The 22,519-nt window shown below is 67.5% G+C and carries 23 protein-coding genes; 10 read left to right on the forward strand and 13 right to left on the reverse strand.

Annotated elements, in window-relative coordinates; all coding sequences use genetic code 11:
• Nucleotides 1–391: 391 nt before the first annotated feature.
• Nucleotides 392–1,324, reverse strand: coding sequence for a LysR family transcriptional regulator ArgP (locus ACFPWW_RS10625; RefSeq protein ID WP_377311598.1), 933 nt, complete (start codon nt 1,322–1,324; stop codon nt 392–394).
• Nucleotides 1,325–1,423: 99 nt separating this feature from the next.
• Between ACFPWW_RS10625 and ACFPWW_RS10630 the strand changes: the two genes are divergently transcribed.
• Nucleotides 1,424–2,032, forward strand: coding sequence for a LysE/ArgO family amino acid transporter (locus tag ACFPWW_RS10630; protein ID WP_377311651.1), 609 nt, complete (start codon nt 1,424–1,426; stop codon nt 2,030–2,032).
• 58 nt (nt 2,033–2,090) lie between these two features.
• Here ACFPWW_RS10630 and ACFPWW_RS10635 read toward each other — a convergent pair whose 3' ends face one another.
• Together ACFPWW_RS10635 and ACFPWW_RS10640 are read right to left on the reverse strand one after the other, a co-directional pair.
• Nucleotides 2,091–2,705: a YceI family protein gene (locus ACFPWW_RS10635; RefSeq protein WP_377311599.1), complete on the reverse strand. Its 615-nt coding sequence runs from the start codon at nt 2,703–2,705 to the stop codon at nt 2,091–2,093.
• A 41-nt stretch (nt 2,706–2,746) separates the two neighbouring features.
• Entirely contained in the window at nt 2,747–4,288 is a 1,542-nt protein-coding gene (locus tag ACFPWW_RS10640; protein ID WP_377311601.1) for a flavin-containing monooxygenase, read from the reverse strand.
• A gap of 137 nt (nt 4,289–4,425) precedes the next feature.
• On the opposite strand from ACFPWW_RS10640, the gene ACFPWW_RS10645 reads away from it, so the two are divergent.
• The 3 genes from ACFPWW_RS10645 (at nt 4,426) to ACFPWW_RS10655 (ending at nt 8,330) form a co-directional block, all read left to right on the forward strand.
• Nucleotides 4,426–4,896: a pyridoxamine 5'-phosphate oxidase family protein gene (locus tag ACFPWW_RS10645; protein WP_112758672.1), complete on the forward strand. Its 471-nt coding sequence runs from the start codon at nt 4,426–4,428 to the stop codon at nt 4,894–4,896.
• Nucleotides 4,893–6,236 (forward strand): GAF domain-containing protein, encoded by a 1,344-nt coding sequence (locus ACFPWW_RS10650; protein ID WP_377311602.1) that lies wholly within the window; start codon nt 4,893–4,895, stop codon nt 6,234–6,236. The genes ACFPWW_RS10645 and ACFPWW_RS10650 overlap by 4 nt, the downstream gene beginning before the upstream one ends.
• A 99-nt stretch (nt 6,237–6,335) precedes the next feature.
• Entirely contained in the window at nt 6,336–8,330 is a 1,995-nt protein-coding gene (locus ACFPWW_RS10655) for an ABC transporter ATP-binding protein/permease (RefSeq protein ID WP_377311603.1), read from the forward strand.
• A 197-nt stretch (nt 8,331–8,527) separates the two neighbouring features.
• Here ACFPWW_RS10655 and ACFPWW_RS10660 read toward each other — a convergent pair whose 3' ends face one another.
• A complete protein-coding gene (locus ACFPWW_RS10660) occupies nt 8,528–8,674 on the reverse strand; it encodes a hypothetical protein (protein ID WP_377311604.1) in 147 nt (48 codons plus the stop codon).
• 50 nt (nt 8,675–8,724) lie between these two features.
• Complete coding sequence (locus tag ACFPWW_RS10665; protein WP_377311654.1) at nt 8,725–8,967, reverse strand: hypothetical protein; 243 nt, start codon at nt 8,965–8,967, stop codon at nt 8,725–8,727.
• Nucleotides 8,968–9,024: 57 nt separating this feature from the next.
• On the opposite strand from ACFPWW_RS10665, the gene ACFPWW_RS10670 reads away from it, so the two are divergent.
• Nucleotides 9,025–9,858 (forward strand): universal stress protein, encoded by an 834-nt coding sequence (locus ACFPWW_RS10670; protein ID WP_377311606.1) that lies wholly within the window; start codon nt 9,025–9,027, stop codon nt 9,856–9,858.
• Between the two features lie 22 nt (nt 9,859–9,880).
• On the opposite strand, the gene ACFPWW_RS10675 is transcribed toward ACFPWW_RS10670, so the two are convergent.
• A complete protein-coding gene (locus ACFPWW_RS10675; protein ID WP_377311607.1) occupies nt 9,881–10,453 on the reverse strand; it encodes a TetR/AcrR family transcriptional regulator in 573 nt (190 codons plus the stop codon).
• Nucleotides 10,454–10,606: 153 nt separating this feature from the next.
• Here ACFPWW_RS10675 and ACFPWW_RS10680 point away from each other — a divergent pair, with 153 nt between their 5' ends.
• Nucleotides 10,607–11,164, forward strand: a complete 558-nt coding sequence (locus ACFPWW_RS10680; protein WP_377311608.1) for a DUF308 domain-containing protein — start codon at nt 10,607–10,609, stop codon at nt 11,162–11,164.
• A 116-nt stretch (nt 11,165–11,280) separates the two neighbouring features.
• Here ACFPWW_RS10680 and ACFPWW_RS10685 read toward each other — a convergent pair whose 3' ends face one another.
• Nucleotides 11,281–12,618, reverse strand: coding sequence for a sensor histidine kinase (locus tag ACFPWW_RS10685; RefSeq protein WP_377311609.1), 1,338 nt, complete (start codon nt 12,616–12,618; stop codon nt 11,281–11,283).
• Between the two features lie 286 nt (nt 12,619–12,904).
• On the opposite strand from ACFPWW_RS10685, the gene ACFPWW_RS10690 reads away from it, so the two are divergent.
• Nucleotides 12,905–13,831 carry a LysR family transcriptional regulator gene (locus ACFPWW_RS10690; RefSeq protein WP_113500351.1) on the forward strand — a complete coding sequence of 309 codons (927 nt, stop codon included), beginning with the start codon at nt 12,905–12,907 and terminating at the stop codon, nt 13,829–13,831.
• 384 nt (nt 13,832–14,215) lie between these two features.
• Here ACFPWW_RS10690 and ACFPWW_RS10695 read toward each other — a convergent pair whose 3' ends face one another.
• The 4 genes from ACFPWW_RS10695 to ACFPWW_RS10710 all read right to left on the reverse strand — a co-directional run bounded on the left by ACFPWW_RS10695 (nt 14,216) and on the right by ACFPWW_RS10710 (nt 17,299).
• Nucleotides 14,216–14,536 carry a hypothetical protein gene (locus ACFPWW_RS10695; protein WP_112573590.1) on the reverse strand — a complete coding sequence of 107 codons (321 nt, stop codon included), beginning with the start codon at nt 14,534–14,536 and terminating at the stop codon, nt 14,216–14,218.
• A gap of 58 nt (nt 14,537–14,594) precedes the next feature.
• Nucleotides 14,595–15,254 (reverse strand): L,D-transpeptidase, encoded by a 660-nt coding sequence (locus ACFPWW_RS10700; RefSeq protein WP_377311610.1) that lies wholly within the window; start codon nt 15,252–15,254, stop codon nt 14,595–14,597.
• Nucleotides 15,251–16,201: a glycine betaine ABC transporter substrate-binding protein gene (locus ACFPWW_RS10705; RefSeq protein ID WP_377311652.1), complete on the reverse strand. Its 951-nt coding sequence runs from the start codon at nt 16,199–16,201 to the stop codon at nt 15,251–15,253. Before ACFPWW_RS10705 ends, ACFPWW_RS10700 begins: the two co-directional genes overlap by 4 nt.
• 174 nt (nt 16,202–16,375) lie before the next feature.
• Nucleotides 16,376–17,299, reverse strand: a complete 924-nt coding sequence (locus ACFPWW_RS10710) for a DMT family transporter (RefSeq protein WP_377311611.1) — start codon at nt 17,297–17,299, stop codon at nt 16,376–16,378.
• A 90-nt stretch (nt 17,300–17,389) separates the two neighbouring features.
• On the opposite strand from ACFPWW_RS10710, the gene ACFPWW_RS10715 reads away from it, so the two are divergent.
• The gene (locus ACFPWW_RS10715) at nt 17,390–17,830 is read left to right on the forward strand and encodes an RrF2 family transcriptional regulator (protein WP_377311612.1); all 441 of its coding nucleotides are present in this window, start codon (nt 17,390–17,392) and stop codon (nt 17,828–17,830) included.
• A 63-nt stretch (nt 17,831–17,893) separates the two neighbouring features.
• On the opposite strand, the gene ACFPWW_RS10720 is transcribed toward ACFPWW_RS10715, so the two are convergent.
• Together ACFPWW_RS10720 and ACFPWW_RS10725 are read right to left on the reverse strand one after the other, a co-directional pair.
• Nucleotides 17,894–18,616, reverse strand: coding sequence for a hypothetical protein (locus ACFPWW_RS10720; protein ID WP_377311613.1), 723 nt, complete (start codon nt 18,614–18,616; stop codon nt 17,894–17,896).
• A 116-nt stretch (nt 18,617–18,732) separates the two neighbouring features.
• Nucleotides 18,733–19,452: an SDR family oxidoreductase gene (locus ACFPWW_RS10725; protein WP_112705391.1), complete on the reverse strand. Its 720-nt coding sequence runs from the start codon at nt 19,450–19,452 to the stop codon at nt 18,733–18,735.
• 128 nt (nt 19,453–19,580) lie between these two features.
• Between ACFPWW_RS10725 and ACFPWW_RS10730 the strand changes: the two genes are divergently transcribed.
• Entirely contained in the window at nt 19,581–20,180 is a 600-nt protein-coding gene (locus tag ACFPWW_RS10730; RefSeq protein ID WP_112755120.1) for a TetR/AcrR family transcriptional regulator, read from the forward strand.
• A gap of 1,156 nt (nt 20,181–21,336) precedes the next feature.
• Nucleotides 21,337–22,500 carry a M20 aminoacylase family protein gene (locus tag ACFPWW_RS10735; RefSeq protein ID WP_113414798.1) on the forward strand — a complete coding sequence of 388 codons (1,164 nt, stop codon included), beginning with the start codon at nt 21,337–21,339 and terminating at the stop codon, nt 22,498–22,500.
• The last annotated feature ends 19 nt before the right edge of the window (nt 22,501–22,519 follow it).

Here is a 22,519-nt window from a genome sequence, read left to right on the forward strand (position 1 = left end):
TCTACGGCGTCTTCTTCGGCGCAACGCAGGTCGCAAAAATCAACCTCAAAAGCCAGGACTGACTGTCAGGTATGTCTCCGAACATCTGTCAGGTATGTTTCCGGGCTTTACACTTGTCACAGGGATGAGGTGGGGAGGGGAGCGTCGCTGCCCAAAGCGGGCGTCGGGCATGGCGGCAAAGGGCCTTCCGCAGCCTCCACCACCCGACACGGCCCTTTCAGCGCCACCCAGCAGTGCCTCGCCCAGCCCTCGCAACCGTTCTGCCCGGAGGCTCACCCCAGCAGCGCCTCATCCGGCGCTCGCAACCGTCCTGCCGGGAGGCCCACCCCAACCACCTCATTCTTGTGCCTGTCACAGCAACGAGGGAAGGATGCGTTGGTGGCCTTGCCCGTCAGCCGGCGCGGTGGCGCAGGTCCAGCACGTCGGCGCTGACCAGCGAGCGGCGTGCTACGTCGATTACCGTGCGCGTCAGCGCCGCCAGCCGGTCGGCGGCGAGGCGGCTGATTTGCCAGTAGAGGACGATATCGAGCGGTGTGGCGGGGATGAGTTCGACGAGGCGGCCGGCGGCGATGTGGTCGCGGGTGAGCTGGATCGGGTTCATGCCCCAGCCCATGCCGAGCAGGGCGGCGTCGAGGAAGCCCTGGGTGGCGGGCAGCCAGTGGGTCGGCACGTTGATCTCGGTTGCGAGCGTGCGGCGGATCCATTCCGCCTGCAGACGGTCCTTCTGGTTGAAGGTCAGCGACGGGGCGCGGGCGAGCGCTTCCTTCGTCACCCCGTCGGGGAAATGGCGGCGGACGAATTCGGGGCTGGCGGTGGCGTGGTAGCGCAGCGCGCCGAGCGAATAGCGGCGGCAGCCGGCGACCGGCTTTTCCATGCTGGTGACGGCGGCGATGACGCGGCCGCGCTCCAGCCATTCGGCCGTGTGGTCCTGGTCGTCGACGGAAATGTTGAGCAGGTAGTTCGAGCTTTTCGAAAAATCCGCCATCGCCTCCAGGAACCAGGTGCCGAGGCTGTCGGCGCTGGTGGCGATCTGCAGGGTGACGCGCTCTTGAGGACTGTCGCGGTCGCTGAGGGCCGGCAGGTGCTCCAGCAGCTCGCTTTCCAATATGCCGACATTTTCCATGTGGCGGCAGAGCCAGTCGCCCTTTTCCGTCGCCGTGCAGGGCGTTGCGCGCACCACGAGGGCGGCGCCGACGCGCTCTTCCAGCTGGCGGATGCGCTGGGAGACGGCCGAGGGCGTGACATTGAGCAGGGCTGCGGCCTTTTCGAAACTTCCGGTCTGGACCACGGCATGCAGGACGCGAAGGGCGGGATAGTCGATCAAGTTAAGTTGCGCTTCATTAACGTAAGGATGATTAATTAGCCTAATGTCAGCCATCCGTCTAGGGAGTGCGTGAGCAAAGAGACGGAAAGCCCTGATATCATGGACCTTACGACCTATTTCACCGGCATGACCGCCGGGCTGAGCCTGATCGTGGCGATCGGCGCGCAGAACGCCTTCATCCTGCGCCAGGGGCTGCGCAGGCAATATGTGTTTGCCGTCTGCCTGGCCTGCGCCCTGTCGGACGCGGTCCTGATCGTGCTCGGCGTCACCAGCCTGGCGCAGGTGGTCGCCCTCATGCCCGTTCTCGATCCGGTCATGCGGTATGGCGGGGCGGCCTTCCTGCTCTGGTACGGGGCAAGAAGCCTGTTTTCGGCGGTGCGCTCCGCCGGCGCGCTGGACGTGGCCGGCGGGGCGGGCGCGGGCTTCGGCCGCACCATGGCCATGTGCCTGGCGCTCACCTGGCTCAACCCGCATGTCTATCTCGACACCGTCATCCTGCTCGGCTCGATCTCGACGCGTTTTGCCGGCCATCAGGCGGCCTTTGCGGCGGGGGCCGCGACCGGCTCCTTCCTGTTCTTCTTCACGCTCGGATATGGCGCGGCCTGGCTGCGGCCGATCTTCGCCCGGCCGGCCGCCTGGCGCATCCTCGAAACCGTCATCGCCTTCGTCATGTGGCTGATCGCGTTCCGGCTGCTGGAGGGCATGTGACGACCGCGGGCGGGCGAAGCTTTTGCCGCAAGGCCCGCCCGCCGCCGATGCCCCGGCCTCAGTTCACGGCCTTCTTCGGCGGCGCGAACTCGGTCTCGATGAGGATCGTCACGTCGTCGCTCAGCACCGGCAGATAGATGCCGAGGCCCCAGTCGCTGCGCCTGATCGTTGCCGTTGCGGAAAAGCCGAGCTTCGGGGCCTTTTCCATCGGGTGCTCGGCCATCGAGCCGTTGAAGGTGACGTCGAGCACGGCCGGATGCGTCTGGCCGCGGAAGGTGAGGTCGCCCGTCACCTTGCCGGTCTTCGGGCCGGTGACGGCGATCGCGGTGGAGACGAAGCGGATCGGCTGGCCGGCCAGGAAATCGCTGCCCTTGCCGATCTTGCCGTCGAAATCCTCGACTTCGGGGAAGGGAAAATCGGTGCGCACGGAGGCGGGATCGATCGTGGCTGTCAGCGTCGAGGCCGCCGGATTTTCGGCGTTCCAGGCCAGTTCGGCGGCAATGCCGGTGAAGCGCGCCGTATAGTTCGACAGGCCGAAATGGCCGATCTTCCAGGTCAGGCTCGTATGGGCGGGATCGGAGACATAGGCGCCCGAAGGGGCGGGTGCCGGCTGTTGCGCGAAGGCGGGCATTGCGGCCAGCGCTGCGAGCGCAAGAAGGCGCAGAAGGTTCATGGCGGCGGTTCCTTTTCGTGAGGTTTGCTGTGGGAGGGGCTTCAGACGGCGGCCTGAAGCGGGTCGAGGGCCAGGAGATCGCGGATCGCCAGTTCCTCGGCGGTGAAATCGGGCGAGGTGATGGCGCCGAATTCGGCGGCCTGCGCCTCGACCCTTGCGGCGGCATCGGCCAGCGCGTGCGGTCCCTGCAGGCGGAAGGAGGCGGGCGACAGCGGCCCGAAGAGCAGGGCGCGCTTCAGCTGCGGCCAGCGGGCGAGATCGGGCTCGACGCCGGCGTGGCGGGCAAAGACGAGGGCCGCGGCATGCATCGGCAGGCTGACCGGGCCGCAGCGCGTGGCGCGGCTGCGGCTGACGCAGGCAAGCATTGCGTCGCGCGGCGGCAGCGCCGCCGGCTCGCGAAGGCAGAGCGCCGCCCAGCGGGCCTGCAGCTCCAGAACCGGGAAGGCCGGGCCGACGAGATCGAAGAGGCCGAGGAAGGCAAGGCCCGGCAGATCCGGATGGAACGTATGGTCGAAGAGATCGACGCCATAGGCATCGAGGCCGATTGCGCCGGCAAGCTCCTCGCAAAGCCAGGGCATGGACATGCGGTAGCCGGTGCCGAAGAGGATGGCGTCGGCCCGCACGCTGCTGCCGTCGCGCAAATGCACGGTCTGCCCCTCGATGCGTTCCATCCACGGCCTGACCTCGATGCGGCCTTCGGCAACGGCCGGCAGGAAGCCCTGCGACTGTGAAATGCCGGCGGCAAAGGCATTGCCCGAAGGCTCCGGCGCGCCGAACTGGCCGGGCGAGCCCGCCAGCTGGCGGATCTTCATCGTCAGCCCTTCGGCCAGCATTTCCGGCGGCAGCACGCGTTCCATCAGTGCGGCGGCGCGGTTGAACATCACATGGTCGGTCGGCACGCCGGCAATCAGCTTGGGCAGGACGTAGCGCTGTCTCCGGTTGGTGACGACGACCCTGGCCGCTCCGCCCTGGGCGATATCGGTGGCGATTTCGAGCGCGCTGACCGAGCAGCCGGCAACGACCACGCTGCGGCCGCGATAGCGTTCGGCGCCGGCATATTGGGCGGTGTGGGCCGCACCGAGCGAACCGGTGAAACCCTCAAGCCCGGCGATGTCGGGAACGTCGGGCAGGGCCTGCCGGCCGGTCGCGACGACGACGCGGGAGAAGGCCTCGACGCGGCTGCCGGCATCGCTGCCGGAGCGGACGAGCCAGACGGCGCCGGCGCGCTCCAGCCGCTCCACCCGCGTCTTCAGCCTCAGATGCGGCATCAGGCCGGAGGAAAGGGCGTAGCGTTCCAGATAGTCCAGCATCTCTTCCTGCCGCAGGTAGGTGTGGCTGCCGGGGGCATGGTCGAGATCGGAAAAGGCGGTCATGACGCGGCTGGTATTGGTGCGCATGCCGGGCCAGGTGGCGCTGGTTGCCGCCGCCGGGTTCCACTGGCCGCCGAGGCGGGCGGAGGCTTCGAAGATGACGGGTTCCAGGCCGGCGGCGATCAGCCAGCGGCCGGCGGCAAGGCCGGCCGGCCCGGCGCCGATCACGGCGACCCTGTTGTCGGGCATGGTGAGGATGGATGTGTCGGACATGAGATGGCTTGCTCCGTTTGCGGTGCAGGCCCTCTAGCGAATTTGCCGGCCGCCGTTTCCTAAAAGCTCACTAAGCCGGTTGGCGAAAATCCTAAAACCTGCCTAAGTGGAGCGGGCAGCGCATTTTGAGGAAGGGCATGTTTCAGGAGGATATTGCGGCTTTCATGGAGAGCCCGGTGATGCAGATCATCGGCACGGCGAGCGCGGCCGGCCGGCCGGAAATTGCCCGCGGCGCCGGCGCCTGGACATGCCGCGAGCGCCAGACCGTCTCGATCGTCGTTTCCGAGTGGCAATGGCCGCAGACGATCGCCAATCTCAGGCAGAACAGCAAGGCGGCGGCCACCTTCACCCGCCCGTCCGATTACGTTTCCTACCAGGTCAAGGGACGGGCGGAGCTGCGGCCGGCCACGGGCGAGGAGATGGAGCGTTCGGACCGCTACATCGTCGATGTCGTTTCCACCCAGATGAAGCTCGGCCTGCTGCCGGAGCTCATCATGCCCGTCCTCGGCAACCGGCAGGCCGTGGTCGTCACGCTGCACGCGGCGGCGATCTTCGTGCAGACGCCGGGCGCACAGGCCGGCAGCCGCATCTGGAGTGCCGCGCCATGAGCCTCAAGCTCTCCGATCTCTCGGCCTGTTTCGAAGGCGTCATTCCCTCGATCATCTCGACGGCCGATGCCGAGGGCCTGCCGAACATTTCCTATCTCTCGCATGTGGCGATGGTGGACGACCGGCATGTGGCGCTGTCGAACCAGTTCTTCGCCAAGACGGCCGCCAATATCCGGCTCAACCCGCATGCCGCCGTGCTGCTGGTCGATGCGCGCAACGCCGCGCAGTTCCGGCTCGAAGTGGTCTTCGCCTATTCGGTGGACGAGGGGCCGCTCTTCGATCATCTGTCGCTGCAGCTCGATGCCAGCAGCGCCCAGGTCGGCATGGCCGGCATCATGAAGCTGCGCAATCTCGACGTTTTCCGCGTGATACGCATCGACGCGATCCCCTCGCAGGTCGCGACGGCGGAGCCGGACGAGCCGGAGCGCGACAGGATCGCCGCCGCCGCGGCCATCGTCGAGGCGATCGGCGCGCAGGCGGATGCCGACGGCATCGTCGATGCGACCCTTGCCGGCATCCGCGACCATCTGGGCTTCGGCCAGAGCCTGCTGTTGCAGCTTTACGAGGAGCGCAGCCAGCTCGTCACCATCGGCAGCCTCGGCTACGAGCATTCGGGCATCGGCTCGGACGTGCCGGTCGGAGAGGGCGTCATCGGCGCTGCGGCCGGCGGCGGGCGGCTGGTCAAGGTCAGCGACATGAGCCGCATCCGCCGCTTCGGCGCGGCCGTGCGCGATTCGGCCGCCGACGAGGACCGCACCCGCTCCATCCCGCTGCCGGGCATGCCCGACGCGATGAGCCAGATCGCCGTGCCGATGATTGCCGCCGGCGCGCTGCGCGGCGTGCTCTTCGTCGAGTGCCGGAAACGGCTGGCCTTTTCGGGAGAGGACGAGGCGGCGCTTTCGATCGTCGCGCGGCAGGCGGCGACGTCGCTGGCGCTCAGCGAGGTCCTGTCGCTCGACAGCGAGCCGGCAAGGACGGCGGCAAGCGAGGCTCCGCCGCCCGAACGTTCCATCCATGTCGTGCATCACCGCTTCGACGACAGCATCTTCATCGACGGCGAATATGTCATCAAGGGCGTGGCCGGCCGGCTGCTCGCCTCGATGCTGGAGAAACATCTGGAAAGCGGCCGGCTGGAATTCACCAACCGCGAAATCCGCCTCGACGCGACGCTGAAACTGCCCGACTTCAAGGACAATCTCGAAACCCGCCTGCTGCTTCTGCGTCGCCGGCTGGACGAAAAGGCGCTGCCGGTGCGCCTGCAGCGGCTCGGCCGCGGGCGGATCGGGCTTGCGCTCGACGGCCGGCTGCGGCTGGACGGGCGCACGGACCAGAAGGGCTAGGGCAGGCCCGCCGCCGGGCCGGGCCGGTTTTTCCGCGGCGCAGGCCGGCCCGATCGCGCCCGCATGAAACCTTTCGGCCCCTTGGCCGTTTTCGCGCTCATGACCGACGCAAAAATTCCTTCCACATCGGTCGGCGGCGCCGAGGCAGATGGTGCCGATGTATCGCCCCCGGCGCAGGCGCCGGCCGTCGAGGCCGGGCCGCCGCCCGACATGATCGAACCCGATCCGGGCCTGACTCCGGAAGAGGCGGAGCGGGCGCGCAAGAAATATCTGCTGAAACGGTTCTGGATCAGCGCGCGCGGCTTCTGGGGCCGGGGCGGGGACGGGTTCGCCTGGCCCTTCACGGTCGGGCTCGTGGCGATGATCTGCATGAATGTCGGCTTCCAGTACGGCATCAACAAGTGGAACCGCGCCATATTCGACGCCATCGAGCGGCATGACGCGGCCACCGTCTATTATCTCGGCGCCGTCTTCCTGCCGCTCGTGGCCGGCAGCGTCGTGCTCGTCACCAGCCAGGTCTATGTGCGCATGATGATCCAGCGGCGCTGGCGCAAGTGGCTGGCGCGCGGCCTCATCGCCCGCTGGCTGGCGAACGGGCGCTATTACCAGCTGAACCTCATCGGCGGCGACCACAAGAACCCGGAGGCGCGCATTTCCGAAGACCTGCGCATCGCCACCGAATCGCCCGTCGATTTCACCGCCGGCGTCATCTCGGCCTTCCTCTCGGCCTCCACCTTCATCGTCGTTCTCTGGGCGATCGGCGGGGCGCTCACCCTGCCGGTCGGCGGCACGAGCGTCACCATTCCCGGCTTCCTCGTCGTTACCGCCGTGCTCTACGCCGCCATCACCTCGACCACCATCGCCGTCATCGGCCGGCGGTTCGTCGCGGTCTCCGAGGTCAAGAACCAGATGGAGGCGGAGTTTCGCTATACGCTGACGCATGTGCGCGAAAACGGCGAGAGCATCGCGCTTCTCGGCGGCGAGGAGGAGGAGCGCAACGATCTCGACCGCACCTTTTCCAACGTGCTCGGCCAGTGGGCGCAGCTTGCCCGGCAATATATGCGCACGACCTTCGTCTCGCACGGGTCGATGCTGGTTGCGCCCGTCGTGCCGGTGCTGCTCTGCGCGCCGAAATTCCTCGAAGGCAGCATGACGCTCGGCGAGGTGATGCAGGCGGCATCCGCCTTCGCCATCGTGCAGACCGCCTTCGGCTGGCTGGTCGACAACTATCCGCGCCTTGCCGACTGGAACGCCTGCGCGCGCCGCGTCGCCTCGCTGATGATGTCGCTCGACGGGCTGGAGCGGGCCGAAAAGAGCGATGCGCTGGGGCGCATCCAGCGCGGCGAAACGCAGGGCGAGGCGGTGCTTGCGCTGAACGACCTTGCCGTATCGCTGGACGACGGTACCGCCGTGGTGACGGAAACGCAGGTGGAGATCGAGCCCGGCGAGCGGGTGCTGGTCTCGGGCGAATCCGGCTCGGGCAAGAGCACGCTGGTGCGCGCCATTGCCGGCCTCTGGCCCTGGGGCCACGGCAGCGTCGATTTCCATCCCGGAAGGCGCCTGTTCATGCTGCCGCAGCGGCCCTACATTCCCTCCGGCACGCTGCGCCGGGCCGTCGCCTATCCCAAGGCCGCCGACGGCTGGCCGCTCGCTGAGATCAGCGCGGCACTCGACACGGTCGGGCTTGGCTATCTCAACGAGAAGCTGGAGGAGGAGGCGCCGTGGGACCAGATCCTGTCGGGCGGCGAAAAACAGCGCCTCGCCTTCGCCCGCCTGCTGCTGCACGATCCCGATATCATCGTGCTCGACGAGGCCACCTCCGCGCTCGACGAGAAGAGCCAGGACCGGATGATGGAGATGCTGATCCGCGAATTGCCGAAAGTCACCATCGTCAGCGTCGCCCACCGGGCCGAACTCGAAGTCTTCCACAGCCGCAAGATCACGCTGGAGCGGCGCGAGGGCGGCGCCAGGCTGGTCAGCGACATAGAGCTCGTGCCGCGCAGCAGGAAACGCAACGTGCTGTCGCGCCTGCTGGTCAACCGGGGCAAGGCGGCTCGGGCGTCCGCCGCCGAGCGGCCGGCCGGCGGGAGCTGAGCCTGCGCGTGCCCCCCGCGTTTTCCGGCCGCGCAGGGAAAGATTGCAATCTCTTGAATAGAAATTATTATTAACTGCTAATAATAAAGCATTCACCGATTTACTCTATAAAAAGGAATAGACGAAAGAGGGAGGGGCCTCTGTTTATTGTTTCGGTATTGGATGAGGGCGAAGAGAGAAACTTCGTCGCCGTCGGTTTACACATCAGCGGCGGCGAGCTTTTCATCGATGTCGGCGGCGTCGAACACCGGTTCCGGCTCACCGACCTGATCGACATTCTCTCGGTGGACCGTCGCCGCCCGCAGAGGAGCGAAGGGCGCCTGCGCGCCCTTGCGCTGTGCCATTGAGCCGCCGCTAGAGCGCTTCCGGCGAAAACGGAATCGGGGGAAGCGCTCTATCCTGTTGTTTTTTCGTAATTCCGGACGGAAAACCGGTTCCCGCTTTTCCTGGAATTGCTCTCTTTCAGCGGCAGGAAGAGGTCGGCGACCGTCTCGTGCTCCGCCACCTCGGGAAAGAAGCCCAGCCGCCGGCAATAAAGCGGGAAGTCGGGCGCTTCCTCGCCGGCGCGCCCGACCGTTCCTGCGGTTTTCTCACGCGGCGGCGCATGTCGCCAAAAATCCCTGTTGACCGATGTCAAAGACCGCCCCCGGCCGGATCGCTACCGTGGCGATGTCCATCACGGAGGGCAGCCATCATGGCCATTACGACAGTTCTGAGCATTCTCAAAAGCAGCAGCTACGAGCGGGATCTGGAAGGCGCGGCGGGGTTCTGCGCCACCCATGGGGCGCATCTGACCGCGCTTGTCGTTTCCATCGGCGCGGCGCCGTCGTTCGGGCAATACGACGTCGTCTCCACCAGCTGGCTGGACGAGAGGCGCAGGGAGATCGACGAACTTGCCGCGGCGGCGGAGAAGATCAAGGCGGCGCTGTCCGGCCGCGACCTTTCGTTCGAGGTTCAGGATCTCTACACGGAATTCGCATGGGCCGACGAGGATATCGCCGAGCGCGCCCTCTATGCCGATATCGTGCTTCTGGGAGGCGAGGCGGCAGACGACGCGGACTTCCGCAGGCGGATCTTCGATGGCGCGCTTTTCCAGGCGCCGACGCCGGTGCTGATCAATCGCGGCGGGCATGCCTTCGCCGCGCCGCCGAAGGCCGCGGTGCTGGCCTGGGATTCCAGCAACGAGGCGGCGCGGGCCGCCCGCCAGTCGCTCGATCTTCTGGAAAGGGCCGGGCTCGTGCATGTGACCATGGTCGATCCGGTCGCGCGCATGGGCGTGAACGGCGAAGAGCCGGGCGCCGACATTGCGGCCTTTCTCGCGCGCCACGGGGTCAAGGTGCAGGTCGACCGCCTTTCGAGCGAAGGAAAAAGCGCCGACGCGATCATCGCCAGACATGCGGTGGACACCGGCGCAGAGCTGATCGTCATGGGCGCCTACAACCACCCGAGATGGCAGCAGAGCCTGTTCGGCGGCGTCACCCGCAGGATGGTCGAGGATTGCCAGCTGCCGCTGCTGCTCGCGCATTAAGAGCCGGCAGATATGGGCGCGCTTACGCCTTGAGCCTTTCAAGCTGCGGGCCGACGATTGCCGCAAACAGGCCGGGATTGCCGAGCGCGCGGGCGGACAGCATGGCGCCGTGGACGCAGGCCATCAGCATGTCGGCCTCCTCCTCGGGCGTTTTGTCCAGCCGCAAGAGTCTGGCGTCCTGACCGGCCTTCAGCGCCGATGCCAGCCAGGCCGCCAGAGTCTCGAAATGGGCCTGCACGAGCAGGGCCACGGGGGCGGGCAGCATCTGCATTTCGCCGGCCAGCATGGCGCAGACGCAGAAGGGCTGCGAGGCGTCGAGGATGCATTTTTCCCAATAGGCCAGATAGGCCCGCAGCTGCCCGGCGGGGTCCGGCACATGCGCGCCGATCGCCTTCAGGCCGGCGCGGGCGCGCTGCGTGTAGCGGTCGACCAGGACCTGCATCAGCTCGGCCTTGGTGGGGAAATGGTGGTGGATGCTCGCCTTGCGGATGCCGACCGCCTCGGAAATATCGGCATAGCTGAAGCCGTTATAGCCGCCCGCGATGACGAGGGACTGGGCGATGTCGAGGATCTTTTCCGAAGTCGTCTGTTCCATGCCGCCTGCCTATCTTCGGGTAGGAAGGCTGTCAAGCTCGGCACGCTCACGCGCTTGTGTTGCGGCTGCGGGCAGGGCGGGCCGCGGGCGGGTTGACTCCGTAAATTGATCTACCTACTAGTAGGAAGATAAAAGGCAAACAAGGAGCCCGTCATGCAGAACCAACCTTCCGCCCCGTCCAGCTGGTTGCGGTCCTATTATTTCGTCCGCGCGGTCTTTTCGGTCGGCTGGGTCGCCGCCGCCGTCGTCTTTTCCGGCCAGCCGGCGATCGTCTCGGCGCTGCTCGTCCTCTATCCCGCCTGGGACGCGGCGGCCAATCTCGTGGACGCGCGCGCCAATGGCGGGCTGAAGGCCAATCCCGCCCAGGCGTTCAACGTCGCCGTCAGCACGATCACCACGCTTGCGGTCGCGGTCGCCGTCGCCAACAGCACCCATGCCGTGCTCGGCGTCTTCGGCCTCTGGGCCATCCTGTCCGGCCTGCTGCAGCTTTCCGCCGCCGTGCGGCGCTGGCGCAGCTACGGCGCCCAATGGGTGATGGTGCTCAGCGGCGCCCAATCCACGCTCGCCGGCGGCTTCATGATCAGCCGGGCGCTGGGCACGGCAGTGCCCGGCATTCTCGACATTGCGCCTTATGCGGGCTTCGGCGCGTTCTATTTCCTGCTGTCGGCCGTGTGGATGACGGTTGCCGCCTACCGGAAAGTGGGGGCTTGATGGGGGCGGGCGGTTCGGCGGGTTTTCTGGCAGGTGTTTGATAGTATTGAGCGTTGCGGCGTGGAGCACCCCCTCTGTCCTGCCGGATCCGACACCGCCCAACAAAACCCCCAGCGCTATCCATCCCCCCGCTCGCCGACCGGCAGCGAAAAGCGAAACACCGCGCCGCCGTCGCCGGCATTGGCGGCGGTGATCTCGCCGCCGTGGTGGAGGATGATCGACCGGCAGATGGAGAGGCCGACGCCGACGCCGTCTTCCTTGGTCGTGTAGAAGCAGTCGAAAATGCGGGCGAGGTCGGCCGCGGCGATGCCGTCGCCGCTGTCGCGGACGGAAAATTCCAGCCTGCCCCTGGCCTCGCCGGTGGCGATCTCGATGCGGGGCGGGCGCCTGCCGCTGCTGACGGCGGCCTCGACGGCATTGACCAGCAGGTTGACGACGACCTGCTGCATCTGCACGCGGTCGCCGCGGAAGGCCGGCAGGCCCGGCCGGCAATCGGTGGAGAGCGTGATTGCGTGCATGTCCGTCTCGTGGCGCAGGAAGGCGAGCGCCTCGCCCACGATCTCGTTGAGATCGAGCGGGACCGGCGTGTTCGTGCGGCCGCTCGCCATGGCGCGCACGCGCCTGACGATCTCGCTCGCCCGCCTGGCGCTGGCGGCCATGCGCGCCGCCAGTTCGCCGAGCTTGGCGAGGTTCGGCTCGTCGCGCGCCAGGTGCCGCATGGTCGTTTCGCAATCGGTGACGATGGCCGCCAGCGGCTGGTTCACCTCATGGGCGATCGAGGTGGCGAAGCGGCCGAGCGTGGCAAGCCGCGCCGTATGCAGCGGGTCGGGCGCGTGGTCGCCCGCAAGTTCGCTCGCAGGTCGCCGGCCGGTGACGTCCTCAAGCACGACGAGCAGGGGTTCGCACCCGTCCTGAGAGGGGAAGGCGGGCGCGGGCAAGGCGACCGAGAGCTTGACCTCCAGCGTGGCGCCACGGAAATTGCGCATCTTCATCGGCTCGCTGAAGAGTCTCGCTCCCTCCGACCAGGCGCGCAGCAGCCGCTGCAGGGTGTGGGGCGAGGCGGCAAACAGGTAGCTCGCCGGCCCCGTCAGGTCGCCGGGCGCGGAGGCCTGCAGCAGCGAGACGGCCGGCTCGTTGGCATCGGCGACGAAGAGGCCGGCCTTGGAAATGCCGCCCTGCCACATGCCGTTGGCAAACAGGCTTTCGGCATGGCCCCTGGCCTTCATCGCGGAAAAGAGCGCCCACAGGCCGGTGGCGTCGAGCTGCAGCACCGGGACCGGGAGCGAATGGATGAGGGCGCCGTGGCGGGATTGCCCGCGCGGGCGGGCGGCCGGCGGCCCGGCCTCGGCGCCGCCCCGGAAGACGACGATCGGCGCCGGCGCGGCAGAGGCTTCTCTGCGCCCCGCCTCGCTCCATCGGGCAGGGAGGCTCCTTGCTGTCGGCGTGTCGGCCATGTGCTCTTCCTGATATGCTGCGCCAATCGGTTCGGGGCCGCGCTCGCGGCCCGCCTTTTCCAGCCCGAATGTTTCAGGAGGGGCAACGCTCTGCCTGCGGCATGCCTGCCCGTTGCGGGCGCACCCCGTCATCGGGCACGCGTCCGCCTCCGGCCGCCACTGGCGGCGCCATATCCGTCATGATAGTAGCCATCGGGCCGAATAGAGTGAACCGAGGTTAAAGCGAGGGGAAGGGCGGCACAATGCCCGCTTGCGGCAACAGGGTGTTGCGTCCAGTGGAACGCGGATGATCGATCTGGACGATATCAGGAGTTTCGTGGCGGTGGTCGAAAGCGGCGGCTTCAACCGCGCGGCCCAGAGCCTCGGCGTGTCGAAATCGATCGTCAGCCGGCGCATCGCGCGCATGGAGAGCGATCTCGGCGCGCAGCTCATCAACCGCAGCACGCGCGGCATCAGCGCCACGGAAGCCGGGCTCGAATTCAAGGCGCGCTGCGGGCGCATCCTGGCCGAGCTGGACGACGCGCGCGACGCGGTCGCCACCTATGCCGGCGGCGATGTCACCGGGCGGCTGCGGCTTGCCGCCCCGCTCGCCTTCGGCCAGCGTTATCTCGGGCCGATCCTGACCGAGCTTGCCGGCCGCCATCCGCGCCTCGAACTCGACGTGTCCTTTTCCGACCGCGCGGTCGATCTCATCAACGAACATTACGACGCGGCCATCCGCCTGTTCGAGCTGCGCGACCCGTCGCTGATTGCGCGGCGCATCGCGCCGGTGCGCCCCTTCATCGTCGCCAGCCCCGATTACATCGCCCGCCACGGCCGGCCGGAGCGGCCGGAAGACCTGCTCTCGCACGATTGCATCATCTATTCCGGCCGCAGCACGCCGGAATGGCGCTTCCGCGCCGGCGAGCGCATGGTGTCGATCCGCCCGAGCGGGCGGCTTTCGACCGACAATGCCGAAGTGCATCTGAGCTGGGTTCTGGCCGGCCTCGGCGTCACCGAACTGCCCTCCTTCATCGTCGCCGACGAGATCCGCCGCGGCACGCTGGTGCCGCTGCTGGTCGATTATTATCTCGACGAGGGCGCAATCTACGTGGTGCGCCCGCCGGGGCCGCATGTGCCGGCCAAGGTGCGGGCGCTGATCGAGATCATGCTGGAACGGCTGGGCGGCGAAGCCGGGGCCGCCTATCCGAGCATCCAGCCGGCCGGGGAATAGGGGCGGGGCTCTTTCGGGGCGATTGCGCGGCTTTCGCTGTTCGGGGCTGCCGGGCTGTATGATACCATTGTGCGCTGCGGATTGGGGCACCCCCCTCTGTCCTGCCGGACTACCGGGGTCGAGCCACGGGTCTCGACCCGTCCTTCGGCCCCCCCCCACAAGGGGGGAGATCGACTCGTGGCTTGACCTTCGCATCTCACTGACGTCGAGCAGTTTGAAACGGTCATTGTTTGGGGAAACCGGCGCCCCCAGCCAATCTCCCTCCTTGTGGGGGAGATGTCCGGCAGGACAGAGGGGGGTGCCGCACGGCACAACGCCAGCGGCAAACCGCCAACCCGCGCCACCCCCCCGCCGAGGCCCCACGCTCACCCCGAACCGCCCCGGTCACACCGCCTGAACGTTGCGCACCACGCCCGTCCTGTCGATCGTGCAGGCGAATTTGCGGCCGGAGGCGTCGAGGTCGACGGTGAAGCCGCCGGCTTCGACCGGGCGGGAACTGGTGGGCAGGATCTTTGCGCGGTCGAGGCCGGCCTGTTTGGCAACCGCATCGGCGCAGAGCAGCTGCAGGTCGGCCGGCGCGGTCTCGACCGCCGTGCGCGACATCTGGTCGGGCGGCGGGGAGGACGACTGGCAGGCGGCGAGTGCGGCGGCGACGGCGCCAAGACATGCGGCCAGGAGCGGCCGGCTCTCAAAGGACATGCGCATTCTGTTTCCCCCGTTTCGGATTGAAGCCGCCAGCCGCGCCCGCTCAGACGCCCTCCGCTCAAACGCCCTTGTAGAGGGCGGCGCCCTGCATCAGGACGATGACCTTGGCGCCCACCTTGATGCGCGAATGCAGGTCGATAATGTCGTCATTGTTCATGCGGATGCAGCCGGAGGACACGTCGAGGCCGATGGTCCAGGATTCCGGCGTGCCGTGGATGCGGTAGATCGTGTCGGCATCGCCGGCATAGAGATAGAGCGCGCGGGCGCCGAGCGGATTGTCGGGGCCGCCCGGCTGGCCGGCCGCCCATTTGGCGGCGTTCGGGTCGCGGGCCACCATTTCGGCGGGCGGGGTCCAGGTCGGCCATTCGGCGGTGCGGCCGACGCGCACGATGCCGGCCCAGCCGAAACCTTCGCGGCCCACCCCGATGCCGTAGCGGATCGCCTGGCCGCCGGGCTGGACGAGATAGAGGAAATGCTGGTTGCCGTCGATGATGATCGTGCCCGGCTCCTCGGCGGTGCGGAAGGTCACGACCTGCCGGCGGAAGGCATCCGGCACCTGCTTGTTGCGGGCGTAATATTTGCGCGCCGTGTTCTTGTCGTAATCCACCCACTGGCGCGTCTTCGGATCGTAGATCTGCGTGCCGGCGGCCAGGGCAAGATGGGAGGCAAGGCCGAGGGCAAGGGCGGCGAGCGCGGCTTTCTGCCATGTCAGGCTCATGGCTTTGCCCACCCTTTTATGCGGGCGGCATGATCGGCCACCCATTTTTCCGCGTAGTCGGCCGGCGGCGTGCGCTCCACCTGCAGCGCATAGGTCATCAGCGTCACTTCCTGCGGCGTCAGGTCTATCCTGTCGAGGAAGGCGGCGACGTCGGAATGGCGGGCGCCGAAGGCGGCGGACCAGGCGATCTGGAAGCTCGACGGCGGCCAGGCGACATCGGCCTTCGAATGGGCGATCCATTGCGGATCGCTGCCGGGGGCGATCTTCCAGTGCGCCGCGTCATAGGCCGGCTCCTGCAGGCGCGTCACCTTGTGCAGCTCGAAGACGTTGTGCGGCGCATAGCAGGCAAAGACCATCGGCCGGCCGGTGGCGACAGCCGCATCGACGGCGGCCATGCCGACATCCTCTTCCGCCTCCACCAGCGCCAGGTTGCCGGCATAACCGTAGCTCATGGCGCGGACGCGCTCGATGCCGGCCGAGGTCCAGGTGGCGGCGCCGATCCAGAGTTCGCCGCGGCCGTCGCCGTCGGTGTCGAGCAGCGCGCCCTTCTTCGGGTCGGAAAGGTCCTTGACGCTCCTGATATCGGCCTTTTCCGCCTCCTCGGTGGCGCAGAGGCCCTGCCAGGCGGCGACGGCGCGTTTGGCCAGCACCACCGCCTTCCTGCCGTCGACATATTTTTCGATCGCCGCGTCGAGGTTCGGCCGCCAGACTTCGGGGTGAATGTCGATCTCGCCGCTTTCGAGCCCGGCAAAGGCGGTAAGCTCGCCCATCGGGCGCAGCTCAGCCTTCAGCCCGAAGGTCCTTGCGATCGCGACCTTGAGGATATTGGCCGTCGCCTGGCCGGAGGGCCAGTTCGGCACGGCGATGACGAGGTCGTCGGCGGCCTCTGCGCGCCGGGCGCCCGATGCGACGAGGCCCGATGCGACGAGAATGGCGGCGGCGATCATGGCTCCCGCACGAAGGCGCCGCCGGCCCGGATTTTCGCTTTGGCGATGTCTCACAGAAACCCCTCCGCTTCCGCTTCTCGGCTTGGGGGGAGTCCTAACCAATCGCGCATATGGCGGGGAAGTACGTTACCGTAAACGCCGGCGTAAATTCGTGGGGCAAGGGGCGGGCTGCGATCACTCCGGACGCGCCGCCGTCCTGCCGCGCGCGAGCGTAATCAACCCCGGCAGCGCGGTGCCGAGAACGATCAGCGCCACGCCCGCGGCGGTGCGCGCTCCGAACGGACTGTCGAAAATCACCGCTGCCGCCACGGCGCCGGTGGCGGGGCCGACGGACGAGAGGAGGCCGAGCTGCAGCACCGGCATTTTCGACAGCGCGAAATTATAGGCGAAGTAACCGCCGGCCGTTGCCACCAGCCCGATATAGGCGAGGGACGGCCAGTGCCGCGCGGCCTCCGCAAGCCCCATGCCGAAGCCGGTGACGAGAGCTGCGGCCCAGGCGACGGCGGCCGCACCCGAAACCTGCATGGTCGCCACGACCGTCCACGGCACGGCGGAGCGTGTATGCAGCGCCCGGCCGGCGAGCTGGCCGCAGGCGGCAAGGCCGAGCGCCGAGAGCGCGGTGAGATAACCGCCGGCCGAATTCTGCCCGCCGGCCTGCCGCTCGGAAATGACGAGCAGCAGGCCAACAAAACCCACGCCCATGCCGAAAAAGGTGGTGGCCTTCAGCGGCTCGCCCAGAAAGAGCCTTGCGGCGAGGCCGACGACGGCGGGCATGAAGGCGCTGAGCAGGATGAGGGTGACGCCATCGAGACTGCGGCTTGCCGCCGTGAACGCGATCATGAAGATGCCGGGATGGAGAATGCCGATCGCGAAGGGTTTCCACCTTTCGGCGGGCGCGACCGGCCGGCGCTGCAGGAAAAGCGAGACGGCCCACAGCGCCGCCGCACCCGTCGTCATCTGCACGGCGATGATTTCCGCCGGGCCGAACCAGGCCGTCAGGTATTTCTGGATGGCGAAGCCGACAGGGCCGGCGCTGAAGCAATAGATCGCCGCCAGCACCGCGGCCGGCGATTGCGCGCGTGTTTCGATCGAGGCCATGACAATGTTCCAATTGATGTTATCATGTAACTATACGGGTTGCGTCATTCACGCAACATTAAAAGTTACATAATTGAAGGAATGGCATCGATGAAGCGAAACAGCCGGTTTTCCCTGGCGCTGCACACGCTGGCGCATCTGGCGGCGCTGACGCCGCCGCGCCCGCTGACCTCGGGCGAGATCGGCGAACACAGCGGCACCAACCCGGTCGTCGTGCGCCGCACGCTGGGGCTTCTGAGGGAAAGCGGCCTCGTCTCCTCCGAAAAGGGCCATTCCGGCGGCTGGCTGCTGGCGCGCGCGCCGGACGCGATCACGCTTGCCGATGTCTATGCCGCACTCGGCGAGCGCTTCCTGCGCATGGAGATCGAGGGCGAGGAAAACCCGCCGGGCTGCGCCATCGAGCGGGCGCTGCTCGGCAGCGTGGAGGCGGCGCTCGACGATGCCGAGGCGCTCCTGGTGGCGCGGCTGGCGCGAACGAGCCTTGCGGATATCATGGCGCGCGTCCCCAAGCCGGCGGCGGTCGACTGGTAGTTGCCGGGGATATGCCGGCGGGGGCTCCACGCACCGCGGCCCACCGGCAATCCTTCCTGCCTCTCACCCCCGCGTCACCACCACCTGGCCGATGTCGAGCACGAAGATCGACGGGGCGGAGAGCAGGCTGCGGCCGGTCTCGTCGCGGCGCACGACGCGGCGGTGGGTGGGGAAGAGGAAATCGTCGAAGAAGCGGTGGTCGTAGGTATAGTGCGAGGCGGCACCGCCGCCGCTGACTTCGGGGGCGTAGTCGTTGCGCACGAGATAGCCCTGGCTGTTGAAATAGAAGGTCTGCACCGGGCAGTGCACATGCAGGCCGGCGGGGAAGGTGGCCTTCAGCACGCGCCAGGTCTCGCCATGTTCCTCGTGCGGGGCAAGCTCCTCGCAGGTGACGTCGTTTTCGGCGAGCAGGAAGGGCATGGTCAGGTAGTTGTTGAGCGCATAGCCGACGAAATAGAGAAACTGTTCCGGGCTCCAGGGCGTGAAGACCTCGTAGCCCGCGAAGGACTGGCGCGGTTCGGCAAGGCCGGAGACCGGCACGCCGGCATCGGTCTCTATCGTCACGCGGCCGTCGGCAAAGAGGCCGCGGCGGCCGGGCGCCGGGTAGGGGGTGATCAGCGTGCGCCGGCGGCGCGTGTCGATGCGGACCTGCACGTCCTTGAGGCCGCCGCCGCGCTTGATCGCCGCCTCGCCGCGCATCGTCAGGCGCAGATCGATGCAGGCGACCTTGCGCCATTCGTCGAGCCCGCCATGCGCCTCGAATACCAGATCGAGAAGATCGCCCATTCGTTCGTCCTTTCGGTTTGTCGCGCCGGGCCGGATGCCGGCCGCGATGGGGCAGCGGCGGCGGCCCCGCTCGGCCGCCACCGGGTTCGTCGCCGTGATTTTCGGGAAGGCGCGGCTCAGCCGCCGATATTCATCGCCGCTTCCAGCTGGTGGCCGTCGGTGGCGAAGAGGTGGCCGATCTGCTTTGCCAGCGGATCGGGGAAAATGTAGGTGTCGCCCTTTTCGAGGCCGAGCACGATGTTTTCCGCCGCCTCTTCCGGCGTGACCTTGGCAAGCGGCACGGCGGCGGCAAGATCGGTATCGACCGGGCCGGGATAGATGCCGATGACGGAAACGCCCTTCGGCGCGAGTGTCGCGCGCAGCGATTGCGTCAGCGACTGCAGGGCCGCCTTGGAGGCCGAATAGCCGGAGATCGGCGCGGTGGCGGCAAGGCCGACAATGCTGACGACATTGGCGATCGTGCCCGAGCCGCGGCCGAGGAAGGCCGGCAGGAAGGCGCGGATGACGGCAAGCGTGCCGTAGAAATTGGTGTTCATGTCGGCCTCGACCATGGCGTCGGTGCTGGTGATCCAGTCGCCCCAGGCCATCGTGCCGGCATTGTTGACGAGCAGGTCGACATCGCCGGCCGTCTCGGCCGCCCTGCGCACGGAGGCGGCATCGGTGACATCGAGCTGCAGCGGCACGACGCGGGCGTCGCCGAAATCCGGCAGCGCGGCGGGATTGCGCGCCGCCGCGTAGATTCTGGCGATATCGGTCTTGAGCAGCCGGCGCACGGTGGCGGCGCCGATGCCCTTGTTGGCGCCCGATACCAGGACGACTTTCTTCGATAGGGACATGATGACCTCGACAGGTTGGCGATGGAGGCAAACCGGATCGTTTACCGCGGGCGGAGATGTAAACCGAACCGTTTACTTGGTCAACCGGCTTTGCTATTGGAAAAGCGGTCAGCAGTTGGGGAGCCCGGATGAGGCACGAGAATCTGGACATCGACGGCAAGAAGCGCGAAATCGTCGAATGGGCGTTCGACCGCTTCTACGAGGGCGGCTTCCACGCCACCGCCATCGACGCGGCCATGGCCGGCAGCGGCATTTCCAAGCGCACGATCTACAAATATTTCTCCTCCAAGGAGGAGCTGATCGAGGCCGTGCTGGTGCTTTACGGCGCCTTCATCGTGCAGGAACTGTTCGACCCGGTCTCCAGCATTTCCGACCCGAAGCAACAGATCGTCGCCTTTTTCGACACCGGCCACGGCCAGGACAGGCGCATCCTGACGCGCGGCTGCCTCGGCCTGAAGGCGGCGCAGGAATATGCCGGCAAACACGAACGCATCGTCGCCCTCGGCCGCCACGCCGCCTCGCGGGCGGAGGCCAGGTTCACCGAGCTTTGCGGCAAGGCCGGCCTTGCGCAGCCGGAGGCTTTGGGAAAGCAGCTCAACGTGATTTTCCAGGGCGCGCTGCTGCTCTCCCACGCCACCGGCGACACGACCGCCTTCGCCTCGGCAAAGACGGTTGCCGCGGCCCTGCTGGAACGGGCAGCCGCGGGCGGGACGAAGGCTAGCGGCTGAGGCTTCTCCAAGCGATTCCCGTGGTCGTGACGGGTGTGAGGAGAGTGAAGGAGGCGTCGCCGCCCAAAGCCGGCGTCGGGCATGGCGGCAAGGGCCTTCCGCAGCCTCTACCACCCGACACGGCCCTTTCAGCGCCACCCAGCAGTGCCTCACCGAGCCCTCGCAACCGTCCTGCCGCGCGGCCCACCCCAACCACCTCATTCCCGTGCCTCACCCATCCCTCGCAATCGTCCTGCCCGGAGGCCCACCCCAACCTCCCTCATTCCTGTGCCTGTCACAGGAATCCAGCCACCGCGCGTCCGCGCGGTGAATGACTCTCTCAATCAGCAAGCAAACGAGTCTCTCCTGCCCAAGGACTTGGGCAGGCTGGATCCCTGTGACAGGCACAGGGATGAGGGTGGGGAGGGAAGCGTCGCCGCCCAAAGCAGGCGTCGGGCATGGCGGCAAGGGGCCTTCCGCAGCCTTCGCCACCCGACACGGCCCTCTCAGCGCCACCCAGCAATGCCTCGCCCGGCGCTCGCAACCGCTCTGCCCGGAGGCCCACCCCAACCTCCCTCATTCCCGTGCCCCACCCAGCCCCGCAGCCGTTCTGCCGCGAGGCCCGCCCCAACCTCCCTCATTCCTGTGCCTGTCACAGGAATCCAGCCACCGCGCGTCCGCGCGGTGAATGACTCTCATATACAGCAAGGAACCGAGTCTCTCCTGCCCAAGGACTTGGGCAGGCTGGATCCCTGTGACAAGCACAGGGATGAGGGTGGGGAGGGGGCGTCGACGCCCAAAGCGGGCGTCGGGCATGGCGGCAAAGACCGCCGCAGCCTCCACCACCGGACGCGGTCCTTTCAGCGCCACCCCAACAGTGCCTCGCCCGGCCCTCGCAACCGTCCTGCCGGAAGGCTCACCCCAATAGCGCCTCACCCAGCCCTCGTCACCGTCCTGCCCGAAGCCCCACCCCAACCACCTCATCCCTGTGACAGGCACAGCGATGAGGTGGAAGCGCCGCCACCCAAAGCCGGCGTCGGGCGGGGGCGACGGGGCCTTCTTGCGCAATCCGCCCCATCCCCCGTTGGCAAAGCACCCCGCAAGCGGCTAGGCTCACTCCACCCACCTTCGGCCGCCGCTTCCCCTGCGCGGCCGCACCCGTCACGAGGATACAAGCATGAGCAATATCGAAGCCGTTGCCGAGGAGGCCAAGGGATGGCGCCGGCATATTCACCAGAACCCGGAACTGCTGTTCGACCTGCCGGAGACGGCCGCCTTCGTTGCCGGCAAGCTTGCCGAATTCGGCTGCGAGAAGGTCACGACCGGGCTTGCGAAGAGCGGCGTCGTGGCCGTCATCGAGGGCACGAGGGGGCCCGGCAAGACGATCGCGCTGCGCTGCGACATGGATGCGCTGCCGATGTCGGAGGAGACCAATCTTCCCTATGCCTCCCGCAATGCCAACCGCATGCATGCCTGCGGCCATGACGGGCACACGGCCATGCTGCTGGCGACCGCCAGGTGCCTGATGGAGAACCGCGATTTTTCCGGCCGGGTGGTGCTGGTCTTCCAGCCGGCGGAGGAGGGCGGCGGCGGGGCGCGGGTGATGATCGAGGAAGGTCTGCTCGAAACCTTCGGCATCGACGAGGTCTACGGCATGCATAACGAGCCGGGGCTGGAGATCGGTTCTTTCGCCACCCGCGCCGGCCCGTTCATGGCCGGCGCCGACCGCTTCGTCATCACCATCAACGGCAAGGGCGGGCACGCGGCCTCGCCGAACATGACGCGCGATCCCGTTCTCGTCGGCGCCCATATGGTGACGGCGCTGCAATCGATCGCCTCGCGCTTTACCGATCCCTTCGATCCGGTCGTCGTCTCCGTCACCTTCAGCGAAGCCGGCAACGACAGGGCGCTGAACGTCATCCCGGCTTCGGCCCGCCTCGGCGGCACGATCCGCACCATGCAGGCCAAGACGCGCAAGGCGGTGGAGCAGCGCTTTCGCGAGATCGTGCAGGGCACGGCGAAACTCTTCGAAACGGAAGCCGAGATCGACTGGCGGCCGGGTTATCCCGTCACCGTCAACGAGCCCGGCCGGACCGCGGCCGTGGTTGCGGCCGCCGCGCGCGTGGCGGGCGAGAGCAGGGTGGATGCGGCCTACGAGCAGTCGATGGGGGCGGAGGATTTTTCCTACATGCTGGAAAAGCGGCCGGGCGCGATGATCCTGATCGGCAACGGCGACAGCGCCTACCTGCACCACCCGGCCTATGATTTCGACGACAGGGCGATCGCGCACGGCGTGCGCTACTGGCTGTCGCTGGTCGGGCAGGAGCTTGGCGGCCGGTAGGGGCCGGCGCCGGTCTGCG

Source organism: Rhizobium sp. GCM10022189 (genome assembly GCF_042656325.1).
Taxonomy (GTDB): Bacteria; Pseudomonadota; Alphaproteobacteria; order Rhizobiales; family Rhizobiaceae; genus Rhizobium.

What these genes read in the sequence shown, in the direction of transcription:
- ACFPWW_RS10630 (WP_377311651.1), top strand. Translation starts at nt 1,424, where the DNA reads ATGGACCTTACGACCTATTTCACCGGCATGACCGCCGGGCTGAGCCTG.
- ACFPWW_RS10635 (WP_377311599.1), bottom strand. Translation starts at nt 2,705, where the DNA reads ATGAACCTTCTGCGCCTTCTTGCGCTCGCAGCGCTGGCCGCAATGCCC.
- ACFPWW_RS10640 (WP_377311601.1), bottom strand. Translation starts at nt 4,288, where the DNA reads ATGTCCGACACATCCATCCTCACCATGCCCGACAACAGGGTCGCCGTG.
- ACFPWW_RS10645 (WP_112758672.1), top strand. Translation starts at nt 4,426, where the DNA reads ATGTTTCAGGAGGATATTGCGGCTTTCATGGAGAGCCCGGTGATGCAG.
- ACFPWW_RS10650 (WP_377311602.1), top strand. Translation starts at nt 4,893, where the DNA reads ATGAGCCTCAAGCTCTCCGATCTCTCGGCCTGTTTCGAAGGCGTCATT.
- ACFPWW_RS10655 (WP_377311603.1), top strand. Translation starts at nt 6,336, where the DNA reads ATGACCGACGCAAAAATTCCTTCCACATCGGTCGGCGGCGCCGAGGCA.
- ACFPWW_RS10660 (WP_377311604.1), bottom strand. Translation starts at nt 8,674, where the DNA reads ATGGCACAGCGCAAGGGCGCGCAGGCGCCCTTCGCTCCTCTGCGGGCG.
- ACFPWW_RS10670 (WP_377311606.1), top strand. Translation starts at nt 9,025, where the DNA reads ATGGCCATTACGACAGTTCTGAGCATTCTCAAAAGCAGCAGCTACGAG.
- ACFPWW_RS10675 (WP_377311607.1), bottom strand. Translation starts at nt 10,453, where the DNA reads ATGGAACAGACGACTTCGGAAAAGATCCTCGACATCGCCCAGTCCCTC.
- ACFPWW_RS10680 (WP_377311608.1), top strand. Translation starts at nt 10,607, where the DNA reads ATGCAGAACCAACCTTCCGCCCCGTCCAGCTGGTTGCGGTCCTATTAT.
- ACFPWW_RS10685 (WP_377311609.1), bottom strand. Translation starts at nt 12,618, where the DNA reads ATGGCCGACACGCCGACAGCAAGGAGCCTCCCTGCCCGATGGAGCGAG.
- ACFPWW_RS10690 (WP_113500351.1), top strand. Translation starts at nt 12,905, where the DNA reads ATGATCGATCTGGACGATATCAGGAGTTTCGTGGCGGTGGTCGAAAGC.
- ACFPWW_RS10695 (WP_112573590.1), bottom strand. Translation starts at nt 14,536, where the DNA reads ATGCGCATGTCCTTTGAGAGCCGGCCGCTCCTGGCCGCATGTCTTGGC.
- ACFPWW_RS10700 (WP_377311610.1), bottom strand. Translation starts at nt 15,254, where the DNA reads ATGAGCCTGACATGGCAGAAAGCCGCGCTCGCCGCCCTTGCCCTCGGC.
- ACFPWW_RS10705 (WP_377311652.1), bottom strand. Translation starts at nt 16,201, where the DNA reads ATGATCGCCGCCGCCATTCTCGTCGCATCGGGCCTCGTCGCATCGGGC.
- ACFPWW_RS10710 (WP_377311611.1), bottom strand. Translation starts at nt 17,299, where the DNA reads ATGGCCTCGATCGAAACACGCGCGCAATCGCCGGCCGCGGTGCTGGCG.
- ACFPWW_RS10715 (WP_377311612.1), top strand. Translation starts at nt 17,390, where the DNA reads ATGAAGCGAAACAGCCGGTTTTCCCTGGCGCTGCACACGCTGGCGCAT.
- ACFPWW_RS10720 (WP_377311613.1), bottom strand. Translation starts at nt 18,616, where the DNA reads ATGGGCGATCTTCTCGATCTGGTATTCGAGGCGCATGGCGGGCTCGAC.
- ACFPWW_RS10725 (WP_112705391.1), bottom strand. Translation starts at nt 19,452, where the DNA reads ATGTCCCTATCGAAGAAAGTCGTCCTGGTATCGGGCGCCAACAAGGGC.
- ACFPWW_RS10730 (WP_112755120.1), top strand. Translation starts at nt 19,581, where the DNA reads ATGAGGCACGAGAATCTGGACATCGACGGCAAGAAGCGCGAAATCGTC.
- ACFPWW_RS10735 (WP_113414798.1), top strand. Translation starts at nt 21,337, where the DNA reads ATGAGCAATATCGAAGCCGTTGCCGAGGAGGCCAAGGGATGGCGCCGG.